Annotated in this window: 2 protein-coding genes; both read left to right on the plus strand. The window is 32.0% G+C overall.

The window, feature by feature from the left end:
* Positions 1-409: 409 nt before the first annotated feature.
* Positions 410-1,528: an HNH endonuclease gene (locus J1N10_RS20685; protein WP_262328633.1), complete on the plus strand. Its 1,119-nt coding sequence runs from the start codon at positions 410-412 to the stop codon at positions 1,526-1,528.
* Positions 1,529-1,583: 55 nt separating this feature from the next.
* A partial coding sequence (locus tag J1N10_RS20690) for a nucleotidyltransferase domain-containing protein (protein ID WP_262328634.1) occupies positions 1,584-2,411 on the plus strand: 828 nt, incomplete at its 3' end.

Genomic DNA, 2,411 nt, shown 5'->3' on the forward strand with positions numbered 1-2,411 from the left:
GTTTGGCTTTTATATAAAACTATCGACGTACTAACTTTTGCTCCCATACAAACTGTTTTTCGTTTTTTTACTATATTGTACAACCCTTTATTTACAGGGTGTTTTGTATGTTTCGCTTCATATACTTTCTAACATACAAATACATGTCAAATATATGAATTTTGGGTAATATAACGAAATTGGAAACGGGCTAATAAGCAGTAAATGAACCATTAAGCAATATCAAGAAATAAAAAGTAAGTAGTGTACAATGTATATACAAAATAGGCGAGATAGTAGTAAATTCAGGGGTTGTAGCCCGCTTCAAAATTGTCTCGGTATGATAAGTTTGAAGCCCGCAATCGCCTACTTTGCATATACTTACCGTTAGGAGCAAGGCTAAAAACATAAACAACTGAAGAAATTAAATATGGCAAGAAAACCAATACCTGAGAAAATAAAGCTAGAGTTATGGATAAAATCTGCTGGACGTTGTGAATTTAGTGGGTGCAATGAACCTGTTTGGTATAACGGTTTGACGCTAAGTGATGGAAATTTTGCTGAAGTTGCACACATAATAGGTGCAAGTCAAGATGGACCAAGAGGAAATAAGGACTCAGAAGATTTACAGCAAGAGTTCTCAAATCTTATGCTCTTGTGTAGAAAGTGCCACAAAGAAATTGATGATAATGAAGACAAATATCCTGCTGACTTATTGAGAACATGGAAAAAGGAACATGAAGATAGAATTAGTCTTATAACATCAATTAAACAAAACCATCATAGTCATATTGTTACATATAAAGCTAATGTAGGGCAACACTCTCCAACTTTTGACTTTAAGTATTTAGCAAACTATCTACTCCCTAATTATTACCCTGCACAGACCATCGATGTTCAATTAGGACTAGAAGATAGTCCATTTAGAGATAAGGATGATTTCTTTTTCGAAGTTGAATTAAAAGCATTAGAAACAAACTTTGCCCAGAGACTCGCACCTTTATTAAGTCAAAATCAAATAAATCACATTTCATTATTTGCATTTGCCCCAATGCCATTATTAATCAAGCTTGGAACTTTGTTGAATGATATTCATAATGTGGAGATTCATCAACCAGTTAGGAATCCAAAAACATGGAATCTTTTAAATAACGGATTATCTGAAAACTATCAAATAATCGAGCCTGACAAGATTTATGATAAAGTAGCATTAAATATTTCTCTTAGTGCTAACATTGAAAATAACAGAATTACAAATATTTTGGGAGAAGACTGTTCCATTTATACATTAACAATAGATAAACCATTTAATGATTTTCTTAAAACAAAAGAGCAGTTAAATGAATTTTCAAGAATAATCAGAACATTGTTTAATCAAATCAAACTAAAGTATTCAAGTGCTACTCCATTAAGTATTTTTCCCGCTATGCCAATAGCAACGGCAATAGAGCTTGGTAGGTGTTGGATGCCAAAAGCGGATATGCCTCTTATAGTTTATGATGAAAATAAAATTAACTCAGGTTTTTTTAAAACACTTGAAATAAAATAACAATCTATAGTTGAATTGGAAAATAATCAACAATAGAAATATAAAACTAAATCCTATGTTAACAAATGAAATTAAAGCCCAGTTTAATGAGATATTAGAAGAAATTGGAAACAATCTTGATATTTCAGAAACCCAATACAAGTTCGCGGTTCAAAGTTATCAAGCTGTAGGTAAATGGCTTGCTGACGAAAAATCATTACTATCACCATACAAACCTGAAATTTTACCACAGGGTTCTTTCTTGCTTGGTACTATGATAAAACCAGTTAATGATTCAGATGAACTGGATGTAGATTTAGTTTGTAGGTTGGAAGGGAAAAAAGCAGATTGGGCACAATATCATTTAAAGAAAATTGTTGGTGATAGGCTTAAAGAAAACAAAACTTATAAAGAAATGCTTGATGAAGAAGGTCGCAGATGTTGGACTTTGAACTATGCTGATTCATCCAAATATCACATGGATATCTTACCGTCAATCGTCTCTGAAGGTCATAGAGTCATCCTTGAAAAAGCATTTTCTGCAACAGACTTTAAGGATTTTGAAAAAACTGCAATAAAAATTACTGACAACCAAGAAGATAATTACTTCAATGAAACCAATCCTGATTACTGGAATAAAAGTAATCCATTTGGATATGCAGCATGGTTTCAAGAAAGGTGTAGTATTTCAATTCGAAAATCTGTTTTTCTTAGCGAATCAGTAAATCCATTGCCAACATACCAAAAAGAAAAACTTCCTCTTCAACGAGTAGTACAAATTCTTAAAAGGCATAGGGATATAATGTTTAATGGAGATGAAGATAAACCAATTTCAATAATTATCACTACTTTATCTTCTAAAGCATACAATAAAGAGACTGATATAATCACAGCATTAACCAAT

Source organism: Carboxylicivirga litoralis (assembly GCF_025499605.1).
Taxonomy (GTDB): Bacteria; Bacteroidota; Bacteroidia; order Bacteroidales; family Marinilabiliaceae; genus Carboxylicivirga; species Carboxylicivirga litoralis.